Below are 16,591 nucleotides of genomic sequence, written 5' to 3'. Positions count from 1 at the left end.
TGAATTTTAGGTATGGCTCTCTTGTTTTAAGTTTTTGTTTCACCGAAATGAAGTCAGTAATCGTCAGTATATCCGTATTCTAGTTCCAATGGGAATCATATATATTTTATATTAGATAGAAAAAAGGGGGAGGCAACAGCATATGAAACGATTAGCTGTCTTTTGTGGTTCAAGTTTCGGTGCTTCAGAGGCATATAAAACAGGAGCTATCCAACTAGGAAAAGAGTTTGCTAAACGGGGCATTACGTTAGTATACGGCGGTTCGAGTAACGGCTTGATGGGTGTGGTCGCGGATACGGTATTGGCTGAGGGTGGTCATGCGATTGGTGTGATACCAAGAGTGTTGGAGGAACGTGAAATATCTCATAAAGGATTAACGGAATTGATTACCGTTGAAACCATGCACGAGAGGAAGGCGAAAATGGCTGATTTAGCTGATGGATTTGTTGTCTTACCCGGAGGCACCGGAACACTTGAAGAGTTTTTTGAAATGTTCACTTGGGGTCAGATTGGGTTGCATCAAAAGCCATGCGGGCTTCTTAATATTAGTCATTATTACGACCCATTGATCAGCCTGTTTGACCATATGATTGAGCAAAAATTCCTCCAGGAAAAATTCCGCTCGATGGCTATTATCGAAGAAAAGCCAGAAGCATTACTCGATAAATTTGTAAACTATATTCCTCCGACGATCAAAACATACGAGTAGGAAAAAAACCATAGGTAACAGCGAAAAAGATTCGAAATTATGTCATCAAGATAGTAAGAGAATAGATGGTATAATTAATTAATATGAAATAACAAATCCTACCTTAAAATTTCTTAGGAAAATAGGGTGGATTTTTTTCTATTGTCAGAGACAAAAGCGAGGAATTACCTTTGAATAAATATCTTGTGCCACTACAAAAAAATATCAATCTAGTAATAAAAGGCTGGATTTGGCCAGTTTTTCGCAAAGTCTTAATACTAATAGGCATTTTGGCTGTATTGATTTATGTTGCCGGGAAAATCAATTGGGAGCCTATTGAAAACTGGGTAATTGACCAATTAGCCCATCAGGAACCCATAGGTAATCAATCTTCCCTGCTATTTCGAGATAAGGTGGATATCATCGACACTAAAGCTTATAAAAAGGAAAAGTATATGATGTTTAAGACCAACATCAAAATTTCTGTTCAGTTGTTAGCCTCAAAAGTCGGAATTCAAAGTAACGACCCAAATAACAACTTAACAAGTTTAAGGAAAGAGATCTCTAAGGATAGCAAATTCAAGGATCTACTCGTAAATGAAATAGAATTTGAGGATGAGCAGGCAGAGGATACAAAAGTTGCCATATCGGATTGGGGTATTATTAAAAATAACCTAAACGACGGTTTTAATGCCCTTAAGGATATGTTGACTGTTAGAATTATGACTGAAGATGGTAAACCAATAATTGTGAAGGTTGTTGAAAACAAACCTGTCGCTGTCGATTTTGATTCATCTGATAAAGTAATGAGATGGGGTAATGAAATTCAAGCCGCCTCTAATAAATATGGAATCGACCCAGCTGTAATAGCCGCGGTTATCGAACAAGAATCCGGGGTAATCCAAATGTCCAAAGTCCGGCTGGAGCTATCGGATTGATGCAATTAATGCCTGGAACGGCCCGGGGGTTAGGCGTTGATCCTTACGACCCTGCGCAGAACATTGAAGGCGGTACAAAATATTTAGCCATTCAACTTAATCGTTTTGGAAGTCTTGAACTGGCGTTGGCTGCTTATAATGCCGGTCCCGGAAGAGTGCTCAACTTAAGGTATTTGTATATCTCTGAGACCCAAAACTATATTCGAAATGTACCTGCATTGGCTAGTAAATATCAGCGCCAATTTGCTGCTGCAGGATTGCCGACAAATTAGGATTGAGCCACCGGAAGATTCCGATGGCTTTTTATTGATCGGAGCAACCATAAATAAGCCATTAGAAAGACTTTCTCCCTTGGCACTAATGTGTTCCGGTTACATCTAATGTTGTATTCGTGACCGACTTTTTCTTAAATGTGGAGCTGCTGATTTTTTCTTGTAATTTTTCATAATAAAGGTTTGGGTCGACAGGTAGTTCTACCGTTTTGTTGAGCCAAGAGGATAAGTAAATGGCATTTGAAATGTCTAATGCCTTTATTCCTTCTATACCTGGTGCCAATAACGGTGAACCTGTGACAATCGAATCCATCCAATTTTGAATAATTATGGAATGATTTGCATTTCCGGACTTTACAGGAATCTCGACTTTCTGCCATTCAGGCAACCCGAAACCACCTGTATACGTAGCATTAAAGTCACGTTCAGATTGTGTTAATCGGTAAAAAGTAAGTTCATCATTTTCAACCACAAGTTTCCCGCGGTCCCCAACAATTTCATATCGATCCGTTCCTGGAGCTTCTCCAGTTGAAGTAATAAATACACCTGTTGCCCCATTTTCGTATTCCACAAATGCAGTTACATCATCTTCGACTTCAATATCATGATACTTTCCGATACGGCACATAGCACGAATGCTCTTTGGCAACAAACCTGTGGTCCACTGCCAAATATCTAAATGGTGAAGCGCCTGATTTAATAGAACACCGCCACCTTCACCTCTCCATGTGGCTCTCCATTTACTGGAATCGTAATAACTTTGTGAACGGTAAACATCGGTAACAATCCAATTGGTCCGTTTGATCTCGCCTATTTCACCCGACTGAATAAGGTCTCGTACTTTTTGAAAAAGCGGGTTTGCCCTTTGGTTATACATAATACCAAATACTTTTCCACTCAACTTCGCGGCATCATTCATTTCTTGCACATCTTTTGTAAAGACTCCTGCTGGTTTTTCAATCAGGACATGAATTCCTTTCGCAAAGGCCATTTTGGCGAGTTCGGGGTGACTATAATGAGGTGTGGCGATAAGCACGGCGTCAATTCCTGATTCATTAAAAAAGGTGTCTTCATCCTTAAAAACCTTCACATCACCCTTTGTATGATTTTTTATCCATTCCATCCGGCTTTCATTTCTGCTGCAAACCGCTGTTAAAGCTGCCCCCTTGATTTGTCCGTTGTTCAACAATTGAACATGCGAACTGCCTATATTTCCTATTCCAATCACGCCAACCTTAACTAAGCCCATATCTATCCCTCATCTTTTGTAGGATTCTTTTTTTATAGGAAAACACGAGGATCTATTTAAAACTGTTCTATATTTATGAGGAAGAAATTAACCACATCGTGGTACACTTGTATCATTTGTGTTAACTAAAGTATATTAGTTAGGAAATTCATCTGTCAATCACTAACTTTTTCCACAATTTTCTTGATGATTCTTTAAAACATATGCGTTCCACGATTCAATATACAAAAGCGATTCATATTTCAGGTATAATAGATGGATATATTTGTGGAAGGAGTTCATACTCTTGAACAATGATAAACAGGATCAAACGAAACTATCTACGGTTCAAGTGATCTCTCGTGCGGCTAATATTCTAAGGGCACTTAAAGATCATCCCAAAGGGTTAAGTCTGTCGAAAATTGCCAAAGAAGTGGGCCTGGCTAGATCTACGGTTCAAAGAATTGTTGCTACACTAGAACAGGAAAAGTTTGTAGCAGCCGTTTCCTCTGAAGAAGGATTCCGTCTGGGACCTGAGCTTGCGATACTTGGGGCTGCTGTCCAGAGTGATTTAAGGGAGGAAGTTCGACCATTTTTAATCCAATTATCAAGCCAAGTCAATGAAACAGTGGACCTGTCCGTATTAGATAACGGGAAGGTGCTTTTCGTGGATCAAATTATTGCTCCGCATCCATTACAAGCGACTTCACAACCTGGTGTTTCCTTTCCATTACACTGCACGGCAAACGGAAAGGCCATACTAGCCGCTTTGCCAATAGCTGAGGTCGAGAGATTGTTACCTGAAGAACTGCCACGGTACAATGATCATACGATTACAAGCCGGTATGAATTGTTAAAGGAACTAGAAGTGGTTCGTAAAGAGGGAGTTGCTTTTGCCAAGGAAGAACATATCCAAGGAATATGTGCGGTGGGTGCAGCTATTTCTGATCAAATGGGGAATTTAAGGGCGATATCGATTCCGCTCCCATCTTCTCGTTTTTATGGCAAGGAAGAGAAGCTTGCGGCTGCCCTTCGTAATACATGTCAAACAATTAACCAGCACCTTGGTAACAAATGAAAGTAATAAGGACCATAGCAAAACGAAAAAATAAGCTAGACCAGATATATCTTAATGACATATCTGGTCCAGCTTACTTTTTTTTGTCTAGAATGCTACCTCATCCCGTTAGTCACTAGAGGATGTTGTTCAGGTTTAATTTTTTGCTTTACAATCCTTTGTTTTTATAATAAATGATTAGTCGCTTGAATAAAGAATTGGGATTGCTGATAGTTATAGGTTACTTTGGAAAAGTCGAAGGGCTGACCATTGGTTAAATGAAAGATCGTTTCGACGTAAAGTTTGGGCGCACCAGTCTCTAACCCTAAATACTCGGCTTCCTCCTCATTTAGTTTATCGACATGAAGGAATATATCTGAAAAACCAACCTTTAATCCTAACCCCTCCCTAATGTAATGAAAGATCGATTCTGAAACAATTTCCTCATTCAAATACGTAACGATCGATTTATTATAGTAAGATTCTTCATAACATAAGGTTTGTCCGTTAATATACCGGACTCGTTTTACATAATAGACATCATCATTGAGCGTAAGATTTAAATTATCAGCTGCTTCTTGGGTTGGTTTTCTTAACTCCAATTCAATTACTTTCGAAGTTACATGGAAATCCTCAAGGTCCGATTTAAATCCTTGATTCGAAAGCAAACTAATATATCCTTTTCTTTTATGCCTTCTCACAAAAATTCCGCTGCCTCTGACTTGAAAAACGACCCCTTTTTTCTCCAATAGTTCTAAAGATTTCGTAATGGTGCTTTTGCTCACTTCAAATTGAGTCATTAGAGTTTCTAAAACTGGAAGTTTATCTCCTTGTAGAAGGGAATTATCTTCAATATATTTTTCTATTTCAAATGCGATTTGCTGGTACTTTAACATATGCATTCCTCATTAGTTAAATTTACTTGCTTCATTATTAGAATTATAGCATAAACCGAACAAAAATATTATGTGCTTATAATTATATTATTTGGGTATTGATAAATTATACCGGTACAATTATAATGAATTATACCCGTACAATATTAATATTACCTTATAATTTTAAAAGTAAGCTCTTTTCATTACAAATACACATGCGTTTAAAGAAATTATTATCGAAAATATTAAAGACATTACATTAGATCAGAAATTATTCACGGTAGTGAAGTAAGGGGGAAATGGACATGGAAAAATTACCAAAGGATTTTCTATGGGGCGGCGCTTTAGCCGCTCACCAATTTGAAGGTGGATGGAATCAAGGAGGTAAAGGACCAAGTGTGGTTGATGTTCTTACTGCAGGAGCACATGGCGTACCAAGAAGAATAACAGAAATGGTCGAAGAGAATGAATTCTACCCGAATCATGAAGCCATTGATTTCTTTCATAAGTATAAAGAGGATATCGCTTTATTTGCAGAGATGGGCTTAAAATGTTTAAGAACTTCCATTGGCTGGAGCCGGATTTTTCCAAAAGGTGATGAAGTGGAACCGAACGAGGCAGGATTACAATTCTATGATGATGTATTTGATGAGTTGCTCAAGTATGGAATTGAACCTGTTATTACGCTTTCTCACTTTGAAATGCCGTTACATTTGGCAAGAGAATATGGCGGATTTAAAAATAGAAAAGTAGTAGACTTTTTTGCGAAATTCGCTGAGGTTTGCTTCGATCGTTATAAAGACAAGGTTAAATACTGGATGACTTTTAATGAAATTAATAACCAAATGGACGTGAATAATCCCCTGTTTTTATGGACAAATTCAGGTGTTACTGTAGAAGAAGGCGAAAATGCAAAAGAAGTCATGTACCAAGCAGGTCATCATGAATTAGTTGCCAGTGCATTGGCTGTGGCAAAAGGAAAGGAAATTAACCCAGATTTCCAAATTGGGGCAATGGTTTCGCATGTTCCGATTTATCCTTATTCATCCAACCCAGAAGATGTGATGCTGGCGGAGGAAGAAATGAGACAACGCTACTTCTTCGCTGATGTACATGTCCGCGGCTCTTATCCAAGCTACGCTTTAAAAGAATTTGAAAGGGAAGGCTATGATATCAAGTTCGAAGATGGTGATGCAGAAATCTTAAAAAATGGGACGGTTGATTATTTAGGTTTCAGTTATTATATGTCTACTACCGTTAAAAGCGATGTGGTAAAGGATAACCTTGGAGATATCGTGAATGGCGGATTACCTAATGGTGTAGAAAATCCATATATTAAATCGAGCGACTGGGGCTGGGCGATTGATCCTACTGGACTCCGCTATACATTAAACCGTTTCTATGATCGCTACCAAATTCCATTATTTATCGTGGAAAATGGTTTTGGTGCTGTGGATACAGTCGAAGAAGATGGCAGCATCCATGACCCCGAAAGAATTCAATATTTAAAATCACATATTGAAGCATTAGAAAAAGCCGTAAATTACGATGGTGTGGATTTACTGGGCTATACACCGTGGGGAATCATCGATATCGTTTCATTCACAACAGGTGAAATGAAAAAACGTTACGGTATGATTTATGTTGATCGTGATAATGAAGGAAATGGATCAATGAAACGGATGAAGAAAGATTCATTTGAATGGTATAAAAACGTCATTCAAACAGATGGCCAAGAATTATAATCACTCCCTGCAGCAGTCGGGATGAATGTAAACCCGGATAATGGGCACTTCTAAACAAGTGCCTCATCCGGGTTTTTTAAAGGGGATTTTGTCCATCGGAGTCGGAACTTCTATTCTCCTTAACAATCAAAATACTAATTTTCATAAAAGATTCAGATTACTTTCATCAGTAAAAAAACCCAGATTCATATTTCAGAATCTGGTTTTTTTATAGATATTTATGTAGAAGAAGCGGCATCCTCGAATGCACTTCTTTTATAAATAATCGTCTGTTAAGCAAGTCTCATTTTAAAATCTTGATAGCCAAATTCGCGAACGATACGGCAATCTCCATCTTTATCTTGAACAGCGATGGCTGGTAATGGCATCCCGTTAAAGGTGGTGTTTTTGACCATTGTATAAATGGCCATATCACCAAATACTAACCGATCGCCGCTCTTTAATGGCTGATCAAAAGAATAATCGCCAATGACATCGCCTGTCAGGCAGGTTTGCCCGCCAAGTCGATAGGTAAATGGCTTTTCTCCGGCTTCGCCTGATCCAAAAAGAGGGGGGCGATACGGCATTTCCAATACATCAGGCATGTGGCAGCTGGCAGAAGTGTCAAGAATCGCAATCTCCAATCCGTTCTGATGGAGATCAAGAACGGATGTAATCAAGAAACCTGCATTGAGAGCAATCGCTTCTCCCGGCTCAAGATAGACTTCTAAACCATAGTTATCTTGCATTCTCTTAATACATGCTTCCAAGCGTGGGATATCATAATCTTCTCTCGTAATATGGTGCCCGCCGCCAAAGTTGACCCATTCCATTTGAGGAAGCCATTCCCCAAACTTTTCTTCGAAAGCATTTAGAGTGGTCTCTAAGTCATCTGAGTTTTGCTGGCAAAGGGTGTGAAAATGCAGCCCTGAAACACCTTCGAGCAAATCAGGACGAAAATGCTCACGGGTTACACCGAACCTTGAACCCGGTGAACACGGATCATAAATGGCATGCCCAATTTGTGTGGAGCATTCAGGATTGATCCGCAAGCCAACTTTCCTGCCAGCTTGAAGAGCTATATCTTTAAATTTTTCTAACTGTGAGAACGAGTTAAAGATGATATGATCGCAAATAGAGATGATTTGATCCATTTCATCCTCACGATAGGCAGGGGCAAAGACATGATTTTCTTTGCCCATTTCCTCGTAACCCAGACGTGCCTCGTACAAACCGCTTGCTGTTGTACCGCTTAAATACTTGCCAATGAGTGGATACATGGTAGTCATCGAAAATGCCTTTTGCGCCAAAACAATCTTTGCTCCTGTACGTTCCATAACCCCGTTCAGGATTTTAAGATTTCTTTCGACAAGCCCTTCATCAACTACATAACATGGTGTTGGTAATTCTTCGAACCGCATCTTAACGAACTAGCTCCGTATCTTTTTTTTCTTCAGGCAAAGTATCAACTAGCACTGGGTTAAAGTCTTCAACCCATGGAAGTCCCCATTTGTTTAACTCTTCCATGAATGGGTCTGGATTAAATTCTTCGATATTGTAAACGCCTGGTTTGTTCCATTTGCCAGTCATGATCATCGCTGCACCGATCATTGCAGGAACACCTGTTGTATAAGAGATAGCTTGAGAACCTACTTCTTTATAGCACTCTTGGTGATCGCAAATATTATAAACGTAATAAGTTTTATCTTTGCCGTCCTTTTTCCCTTTGAAGATACAGCCGATATTTGTTTTTCCAACTGTACGAGGTCCAAGGGAAGCTGGATCTGGTAATACAGCCTTTAAGAATTGAAGTGGAATGATTTGTTTTCCTTCGAATTCAATTGGCTCAATGCTAGTCATACCAACATTTTCAAGGGCCTTTAGGTGAGTAATATAGCTTTGGCCAAATGTCATGAAGAAACGAATACGCTTAATTCCTGGGATGTTTTGAGCTAAAGACTCTAGTTCTTCATGGTAAAGCAAATACATATCTTTCTGGCCAACTTCAGCGAAGTTATACTCGCGTTTGATTTCCATTGGCTCTGTCTCAATCCAGTTGCCGTTTTCCCAGTATCTTCCGTTAGCAGAAACTTCACGGATATTGATCTCAGGGTTAAAGTTAGTCGCGAACGGATAACCATGATCGCCGCCGTTGCAGTCAAGGATGTCGATATATTCAATTTCATCGAAATAATGTTTAAGTGCATAAGCAGAGAATACGCCAGTTACACCCGGGTCAAAGCCGCTGCCTAAAAGAGCTGTAATTCCAGCCTTTTCAAAGCGCTCTTTGTATTCCCACTGCCATTTGTATTCAAATTTTGCTGTATCTTCTGGCTCATAGTTTGCAGTATCCATATAGTGTGTTTTTGTTGCTAGACATGCATCCATGATCGTTAAATCTTGGTATGGAAGAGCTAAATTCATAACGATATCTGGTTTTACTTCATTAATTAACGCGATTAACTCTTCTACATTGTCAGCATCCACTTGTGCAGTGGTGATTTTTGTTTTACCGCCATCTAGTTTTGCTTTTAAGTCATCACATTTGGATTTGGTACGGCTTGCGATACAAATCTCTTCAAATACCTCACTGTTTTGAACACATTTATGAATGGCAACAGATGCCACGCCGCCTGCCCCGATTATAAGTGCTTTTCCCATTTTCTTATCTCCTAACTAATAGAATTTTTGATAAAGCAAAGAGGATTCCATAACAATATAACGATGATCGAACGATGAAGACGAAAGTCATAACCTCTTTAAAGCAGCTGCAACACAACAAAAAAAGCAAGTGTAAAAACGCAAACCTGCGCACCACACTTGCTTTAGATATAATCATCAATATTAAAAAGCATAAGAATACCGTAATAGAAATCATACACTAATACGATAAATGTCCTTAAAGGATTAGTAAGGAAGCTTAATAATATTCAAAATATATCATAATAGGATCAGAGTCTATATAGCAAATAATCACTTTTACTACTCTTATTGACCGTTTCACAAGTTGTGTGCAATATGCACTGGTTGTAAAGTAACCAACTTATAAAATTTGAGCTTCTAACTCAATCAATAAGGCAACTAAAGTTGCCATTCGGCATTTGACCCGGCTGTCCGTATGGCCTTAACTTCGTAAACGAAGTGGTCAAAAATTATCTGCTTGGAAAGATCCAGATATATTGAATATTAGCTTTCCAATTTACGCACTTTCTATAGTATCAGTAACAAACATAAATGGCAATATGCAAAATAAAAAAAATGTCGGAAAATATTAGGGGATCAAAAAAAGCCCTTGGGAAGGTTGAACAGTTCTATCGGCGCGTTTTTGAAACAACCGTATAAAAGTTCTGAGTGGGACAAACATAAGGAAGATGGATGGCTGAAAGGAAGAAGATCAACATGGAGAAGAAAAACTTAGAAAGTAAAACAGCCTTGGTCTGGAAAATGGCTATTGCTTCAGCAATTTCTTGGGAATTAGCAAAATTAGTGGGCTCTGATCACCCATATTTAGCACCCATTTCTGTTGTTCTTTGTTTGCAAACTACGATAGATCAGTCGATTCGGTATTCTTTTCACCGTATGGTAGGAACGGCTATTGGTATCATTTTATCGGCTAGTCTTGTTAGTCACTTAGATATGAATGGTTGGATATTGGGTCTTTTAATATTAGGAGGAGCCTTTATTGCTAAGTGGTTAAAATTAGATGAATCGGTTATACATCAGGTAGCTCTCACCATTGTTCTGATATTTACATTTGAAAGAAAATCTAAGGATTATGCATTTGATCGGATAGTGGATACGATGATTGGGATAGTAGTGGCTATTTTGATTCACATGTTTTTATTCCCGCCAGACTTTACAAAGAAGGCAGCAAAATCTTTAGAAAAATTATCAGGTCAACTCTCAGAAATCCTTAGTGAACTTTCCAATTGGATCCAAGTCGAATGGGGACAAGAAAAAGGGAACATCATAGAGAACAAAATAAATCAATTTTTGCAGGAGTTACATTCTACAAAGGATATATTAAGTACAGCAACCAATAGTTTGAAATTTAATCCTTTTGGCAAAAAGCATCATTCCCTGCTTAATAATTATGATATGGAGCTCAAAAAGATGAGCAAATGCTATGATTATATTTCGACCATAGTAACGACCTTAAAGGAATGGGAAAAGGAAGGACACTTATCTTCAACAGATCAAAAGGAGGCCGGCACTTACTTACAAACTATTAGTAAGTTTTTTGGAAACTTGAACGTTCTCCAGAAAGGTGAATTAAAAAAGGGAAATGATCCAGATATGCAGGGTTTACTCGACTTACTTCAGACCCAAATACGGACGAACTCGCAACCTGGTTATCCAGTGTATAGGGATTCCTTCCAGTTAGAAACACAGAAATTATTAAAAAATTTATTATAAATTTGTATAGACCAAGACGCAACATTTTTTCTTTGACGTTTGGTCTTTTTCCTATTGTCCCTCCTCTGAAAACTCCAGTTTATTTCTAAGCACATGCACATACTGCCTTGATATCACAACACATCTCATAACACCTAATGAGGATTTCCTCTTCCAGGTCTTTTTGTATCTCTACAATTGAAACTTTCATATCCTCCCTTGTTTAAAAAGTGCAATTGCATAGTGTATCTTATGTGAGTTTTATTTACATTTTTTCAAAGTAAATATTACAAAATTTCACTTTTATTCAAAAATTTTTATAAAAATTCTTATGAAATATATGGAAATGGACATTTTCTAGGGAATTATGAAAAAATAATTTACATTTTTTCATAAGTGTTTTAACATTTGTTCAAAAGTTGTGTTATATTATTTACGTGTTTTAGAAACTACAGATGGAAGCGTTCACTCAGTCCTGTTTGTGAAGGAGGGAAAGTTGTGAAAAATTCTTTTCACAACAATTAATATGGGGTTTGTTGGTTTATTTCTTTCAGGTGCAGTATTATTTCTTAACAGTCTCATGCTGTTAGGAAAAGCAGAGGCAAAAAGTGTGGGGATATTTAATCTTTTCATAGGAACGATTCAAATAATCATCCCATTTTACTTAATCATTGTTTCGGGTCAAGATCATTGGGAGCTTTATAATGATGCATCTATATTCTTATTTGGGTTAACTTATTTATATGTTGGATGCAATATATGGAAGGGACTTGAAGGCAGCGGGCTTGGTTGGTTCAGTCTCTGGGTTGCTATTATTGGAATTGTATATACTTTTACATCTATTATTCACTTTCATGATGTTGTCAATGCACTAACATGGGGCATGTGGGCATTTTTATGGTTTCTGTTCTTTTTATCAAATGCACTAGGTAAGAAAATCGACCATTATATTGGGAAAGTTGCATTTGTTCAGTCGTGGGTAACGTTGACCATTCCGTCGCTCCTTTACTTTTTAAGTATCTGGAATACTCATATTGTTCATCAAATTTGGACTAGCGTATTAATCCTAGCCATTGTCTATTTTGTTGTTAGTTTTTACAGATTGAAGTTTTCGGATCAAAACGATAATATCGGTCAAGAAATTCAAGAAATCCATCCTCTGGAGGTAAAATAATATGTCAATCCTAATCGCAATCATTGGTATCCTAGTTCTAGTAGGTATTGCTTGGTTGATGTCCAACGATAAGAAAAACATCAACTATCGTGCAGTCGGTATCATGGCAGCTGTTCAGTTGTTTATCGCTTGGTTTATGCTCAATACTTCAATCGGTCAAAAAGTTCTGCACAAGATCGTAAATGGCTTTAACAAAGTTCTTTCTTTTGGTAATGACGGGATCTCATTCGTATTCGGTGATCTTGCAGGAAAGAATTTATTCTTTGTAAATGTTCTTATGATGATTGTATTCGTAACAGCTCTTCTAGGTATCTTAACTTATTCAAGAATATTACCATTAGCTATTAAATACATTGGTGGTGCCGTAAGTAAAATAACAGGTCTACCAAAAGTGGAATCATTTGTTGCGGTGAATTCTATGGTATTTGGTGATACTTCTGCCATTCTTTCTGTTAAATCATTCATTCCTAGCCTTTCTGGTAATCGCTTGTTTGTTGTTGTTACTTCTTCTCTTGTTGCGGTAAGTTGTTCCATCTTAGGTGCTTACATGCAAATGATTCCTGCGGAGTTCGTATTGGTGGCGTTACCAATTAACGTATTCTCAGGACTTATCCTATCAACGATCGTTTGTCCCGTTCGAAAAGAAGAAGATGAAGAAATCGACATTAAAGGAATGATTCCAGAGAAATCTCTTTTTGAAGCCATCGGCAACTGGACATTGCTCGGTGGAAAGACGGCTTTAATCGTAGGCGCTATGCTTATCACTTATGTAGGATTGATCGCGGCAGTTAACTGGGTTTTTACTTCAATCTTCGGAATCTCTTTCACTGGTGTACTTGGATATGTATTCGCACCAATCGCTTGGATCATGGGTATTCCTTCAAATGAGATTGTTAAAGCTGGCTCAGTCATGGGTACCAAGGTAGCCGCTAACGAGTTCGTCGCTATGTTAGACTTCATGAAAATGATCCCTCACTTGGCTCCGAAGACTGTAGGGATCGTCTCAGGTTTCTTAGTATCATTTGCTAACTTCTCTTCCATTGGAATCATTTTAGGAACTGTACAAGCTATTAATAATGAAAAAGCGAGTGAGTTAGCTAAAGTTGGTTTAAAGGTATTGTTAGTTGCAACAATGGGATCAGTCTTAACGGGAACTATCATAGGTTTGTTCCTATAATTATTTAATAATGAAGATTCAAATCCTCTCTCTCACTTTATTTACCCAATGTAAACAAAAGTGAGGAAGGGGATTTTTTTATGTTTTGGTGCCTTTTTGGTGCCTGACACCAGTTGGTAAATAGAAGCGCCCCTGTGCTTACAAAGTTTGACAAAAGCTTAATTTAGCAATAGTATCACATTAATTCGAACTTCGTTACAGGAGAGATAAAGATGAAAATTTATGTGGATGCGGATGCTTGTCCGGTAAAAGATATTATTATTTTGGAAGGAAGGAATGCAGGGTTACCTGTTATCCTTGTGACGAGCTTTTCTCACTATTCTAATGCGGAGCAGCCTCAAGGAGTGGAAATCATATATGTTGACTCTGGAGCGGATGCGGCCGATTATCGGATTATGAAGCTGGCCCAAGCAAGGGATATTATAGTGACGCAAGATTATGGTCTTGCATCGCTGGGCTTAGCCAAAGGATGCATCGTTCTTCACCATAAGGGGTTTCGCTATACTAATGAAAATATTGATCAATTATTACAAACACGTTATTTAAGTGCCATGGCTCGAAAAAGTGGAAAACGAACTAAGGGACCGAAGCCTTTTACTGCTGAAGACCGGGAGCAATTTAGGCAACTATTTAAACAAGCAATTTTAAATCAATGAAAAACAAAGATCCATCATAGAGGAGCGTACTTTTTTAATGAATCAGGAATTTCTTTATATTATTATCATCATTGCCCTTGGGTACCTATTGAAGCGTTTAAATATTTTAAAAGAAAAAGATGGAGAAGTCATTTCAAAAATTATCTTTAAAATTTCCCTTCCGGCCTTAGTTCTTGTCACATTCGATTCTGTAAAAATAGAAACATCATTAATTTTATTGCCAGTGATCGTCCTTATTTATGGCCTTATCACCGCCTGTCTAGGCTTATTGGTTTTTAAAAATGAGGAAAGGGAACTGAAAGGTTCCTTCCTGATGCTTTCCGGATTTAATGTAGGCTTATTTGCCTTTCCTTTAGTTTTTGCCATATGGGGGATGGAAGGATTAACCTATTTTAGTATGTTTGATGTTGGAACATCATTTGTCGTTTTTGGTATTGCCTATATTTTAGGAAGCTATTTTTCGGCAGAAGGTCTTAAACTTAAACCGATAGAAATTCTAAAAAAACTTGGCAAGTCGATTCCGTTAATGACCTACCTAATTGCTAGTATTTTAAATTTTAGTCACATCCAATTACCGGATACGATTATTAATGTGGCAAGTACAATCTCTAAAGCCAATATGCCCTTATCCTTATTATTATTAGGACTTTATTTAAATTTTAAATTGGACAAACAATTTATTAAACCTATGTTGAAATTTTTAACCTTCCGGTATGGTTTAGGTTTACTTTTTGGATTTGGTTTGTACTTATTCCTTCCTTACAATCAGATGTATCGATTCACGGTCTTAATCGGGCTGTTACTACCTGTTGCAGCATCCGCCTTAACCTTTGCCGTTGAATTTAAATACAGCACCAGCAGCACCCGCTTAATTGCCACCATATCAAATATAACCATTTTAATTAGCATTGCCATATTATATACTTTTGCAAATTTTATTTTATAGGGAAACTATGGGAACAGTTCTTATTAAAAGAGTACTCAAACCTAACAGGCACCTTAGCAGAAATAGTAAGGTGTTTTTTCTTACAACTTTTTTAAAAAAATGTTGCTTCTTAAATTCGCTCATAGAACTACGAAATTCGCCCATTGAATCCCAATATTCGCTCATTGAATCCCAATATTCGCTCATAGAACCCCAATATTCGCTCATAGAACTATAAAATTCGCTCATTGAAGAGTTCAATCGACTAATAGATGATGAATGTTCCACGATTGAAGCGTAATTTTACATAAAATCTCTATATTAATGATTGCCTTGTACAAAAGTGGGTACGTTGTCCATAGAATAAAGCAGCCACATGGAAATCAGTTCATAAATGGATGACGTTTCCACTTTTATTAAGTATAATTCAACTATAGAAAGGCTTTTAGGACGGTGAATATAAGGTGAAAAAAATTACAGTCGAAGACTTGGTTCGGAAGTTTTCATTGAAAGTTGTAACTGGGGAAAATCAACTGCAGAAAATGATTACACAATCACGGGTGCATCGCCCTGGCCTGGAATTTGTTGGCCATTTTGATTTTTTTCCAATGGAACGAGTTCAAATTCTAGGAAAAAAGGAAATTACCTATTTACATAAGTTAACGAAAGAGGAACGGAAAATTCGAATTGGAAATATCGTTCACTATCACCCGCCATGTTTTATTGTGACGGCTGGTGAAGAGGGACTTACCTACTTAACACATCATTGTGTTGAACAAGGGATCCCGTTGTTACTAACAAACAAGCCGGAGACAACTTCAGAGTTTATCCCTAAATTGGATGCGTATTTGGTGAAGGAATTAGCACCAGAAATGACGGTTCATGGCGTTTGTATGAATGTGTCCGGCATCGGGATTTTACTCCGCGGTAATTCAGGGGTAGGGAAAAGCGAAACAGCACATACACTAATCCTTCGAGGACACCGGCTCGTTTCTGATGATATTGTTGTCCTGAAGAAGCTTGGCCCGCAAACCATTCTCGGTACACATGATGAAAAAGCTAAAGAATTTTTGGCGCTTCGCAGTATTGGGCTGCTTAACGTGGTTCGCTTATACGGGCGCAAAGCTTTTCAAGATGAATCACGAATTGTGCTTGATATTCATTTAACGAAATGGCAAAAAGATGACTTGAATAATGAATTGGACCAGGACCCTCAATATATAGAATATATGGGTGTTAAGATTCCATCGATCGAAATTCAACTCCAGCCTGGACGTGATGTGGCGGGTTTAATTGAGGCAGCAGCTAATAATTGGTATCTAAGGCAGCAAGGCTACAGCGCAGCAGAAGAGTTCATGAGCAGGATTGAGGCGGATATTTCGAAATCTGATTTGAAATAACTATTAAAGTAGTAATTTGCAAAAAAAAACGGTCACGGAGAACCAAAAAATGTCCCTAACTTGATGCATTAAAGTGAAG

At 37.9% G+C, this 16,591-nt stretch carries 15 protein-coding genes; 11 read left to right on the top strand and 4 right to left on the bottom strand.

Features of this window, described 5'->3' with window-relative positions; translation table 11 throughout:
* Nucleotides 1–142 precede the first annotated feature (142 nt).
* The 3 genes from RCG22_RS12890 to RCG22_RS12880 all read left to right on the top strand — a co-directional run bounded on the left by RCG22_RS12890 (nucleotide 143) and on the right by RCG22_RS12880 (nucleotide 1,898).
* Nucleotides 143–709, top strand: a complete 567-nt coding sequence (locus RCG22_RS12890) for an LOG family protein (protein WP_308103282.1) — start codon at nucleotides 143–145, stop codon at nucleotides 707–709.
* A 170-nt stretch (nucleotides 710–879) separates the two neighbouring features.
* Nucleotides 880–1,626, top strand: a complete 747-nt coding sequence (locus RCG22_RS12885; RefSeq protein WP_308103280.1) for a hypothetical protein — start codon at nucleotides 880–882, stop codon at nucleotides 1,624–1,626.
* Complete coding sequence (locus tag RCG22_RS12880) at nucleotides 1,626–1,898, top strand: lytic transglycosylase domain-containing protein (protein ID WP_308107150.1); 273 nt, start codon at nucleotides 1,626–1,628, stop codon at nucleotides 1,896–1,898. The genes RCG22_RS12885 and RCG22_RS12880 overlap by 1 nt, the downstream gene beginning before the upstream one ends.
* Before the next feature lie 85 nt (nucleotides 1,899–1,983).
* On the opposite strand, the gene RCG22_RS12875 is transcribed toward RCG22_RS12880, so the two are convergent.
* Entirely contained in the window at nucleotides 1,984–3,147 is a 1,164-nt protein-coding gene (locus RCG22_RS12875) for a Gfo/Idh/MocA family protein (protein ID WP_308103279.1), read from the bottom strand.
* Nucleotides 3,148–3,433: 286 nt separating this feature from the next.
* Here RCG22_RS12875 and RCG22_RS12870 point away from each other — a divergent pair, with 286 nt between their 5' ends.
* Nucleotides 3,434–4,204 carry an IclR family transcriptional regulator gene (locus RCG22_RS12870; protein WP_308103278.1) on the top strand — a complete coding sequence of 257 codons (771 nt, stop codon included), beginning with the start codon at nucleotides 3,434–3,436 and terminating at the stop codon, nucleotides 4,202–4,204.
* A gap of 164 nt (nucleotides 4,205–4,368) precedes the next feature.
* Here RCG22_RS12870 and RCG22_RS12865 read toward each other — a convergent pair whose 3' ends face one another.
* Nucleotides 4,369–5,079 carry a GntR family transcriptional regulator gene (locus RCG22_RS12865; RefSeq protein ID WP_308103277.1) on the bottom strand — a complete coding sequence of 237 codons (711 nt, stop codon included), beginning with the start codon at nucleotides 5,077–5,079 and terminating at the stop codon, nucleotides 4,369–4,371.
* 287 nt (nucleotides 5,080–5,366) lie between these two features.
* On the opposite strand from RCG22_RS12865, the gene bglA reads away from it, so the two are divergent.
* Nucleotides 5,367–6,806 (top strand): 6-phospho-beta-glucosidase BglA, encoded by a 1,440-nt coding sequence (gene bglA, locus RCG22_RS12860; protein WP_308103276.1) that lies wholly within the window; start codon nucleotides 5,367–5,369, stop codon nucleotides 6,804–6,806.
* 272 nt (nucleotides 6,807–7,078) lie between these two features.
* On the opposite strand, the gene nspC is transcribed toward bglA, so the two are convergent.
* The gene (gene nspC / locus RCG22_RS12855) at nucleotides 7,079–8,206 is read right to left on the bottom strand and encodes a carboxynorspermidine decarboxylase (RefSeq protein ID WP_308103275.1); all 1,128 of its coding nucleotides are present in this window, start codon (nucleotides 8,204–8,206) and stop codon (nucleotides 7,079–7,081) included.
* Nucleotide 8,207: 1 nt separating this feature from the next.
* Nucleotides 8,208–9,446, bottom strand: coding sequence for a saccharopine dehydrogenase family protein (locus RCG22_RS12850; RefSeq protein WP_308103274.1), 1,239 nt, complete (start codon nucleotides 9,444–9,446; stop codon nucleotides 8,208–8,210).
* 738 nt (nucleotides 9,447–10,184) lie between these two features.
* Between RCG22_RS12850 and RCG22_RS12845 the strand changes: the two genes are divergently transcribed.
* From RCG22_RS12845 to hprK, 6 genes are all read left to right on the top strand, one after another.
* On the top strand, nucleotides 10,185–11,201 hold the full coding sequence (locus RCG22_RS12845) for an FUSC family protein (protein ID WP_308103273.1): 1,017 nt from the start codon (nucleotides 10,185–10,187) through the stop codon (nucleotides 11,199–11,201).
* A 505-nt stretch (nucleotides 11,202–11,706) separates the two neighbouring features.
* Nucleotides 11,707–12,354 carry an AmiS/UreI family transporter gene (locus RCG22_RS12840; RefSeq protein WP_308103272.1) on the top strand — a complete coding sequence of 216 codons (648 nt, stop codon included), beginning with the start codon at nucleotides 11,707–11,709 and terminating at the stop codon, nucleotides 12,352–12,354.
* Nucleotide 12,355: 1 nt separating this feature from the next.
* A complete protein-coding gene (locus RCG22_RS12835; protein WP_308103271.1) occupies nucleotides 12,356–13,531 on the top strand; it encodes a NupC/NupG family nucleoside CNT transporter in 1,176 nt (391 codons plus the stop codon).
* 212 nt (nucleotides 13,532–13,743) lie between these two features.
* Nucleotides 13,744–14,187, top strand: coding sequence for a YaiI/YqxD family protein (locus RCG22_RS12830; protein ID WP_098262900.1), 444 nt, complete (start codon nucleotides 13,744–13,746; stop codon nucleotides 14,185–14,187).
* A 37-nt stretch (nucleotides 14,188–14,224) separates the two neighbouring features.
* Nucleotides 14,225–15,133, top strand: a complete 909-nt coding sequence (locus RCG22_RS12825) for an AEC family transporter (protein ID WP_308103269.1) — start codon at nucleotides 14,225–14,227, stop codon at nucleotides 15,131–15,133.
* A gap of 443 nt (nucleotides 15,134–15,576) precedes the next feature.
* A complete protein-coding gene (hprK, locus tag RCG22_RS12820) occupies nucleotides 15,577–16,512 on the top strand; it encodes an HPr(Ser) kinase/phosphatase (protein ID WP_308103268.1) in 936 nt (311 codons plus the stop codon).
* Nucleotides 16,513–16,591: the final 79 nt, after the last annotated feature.

Origin of the sequence: Neobacillus nitrireducens, from assembly GCF_030915405.1 — a bacterium.
Classification (GTDB): Bacteria; Bacillota; Bacilli; order Bacillales; family Cytobacillaceae; genus Neobacillus.
Note: the sequence above shows the minus strand (reverse complement) of the source record. Positions and strands in the feature narration are given on the sequence as shown.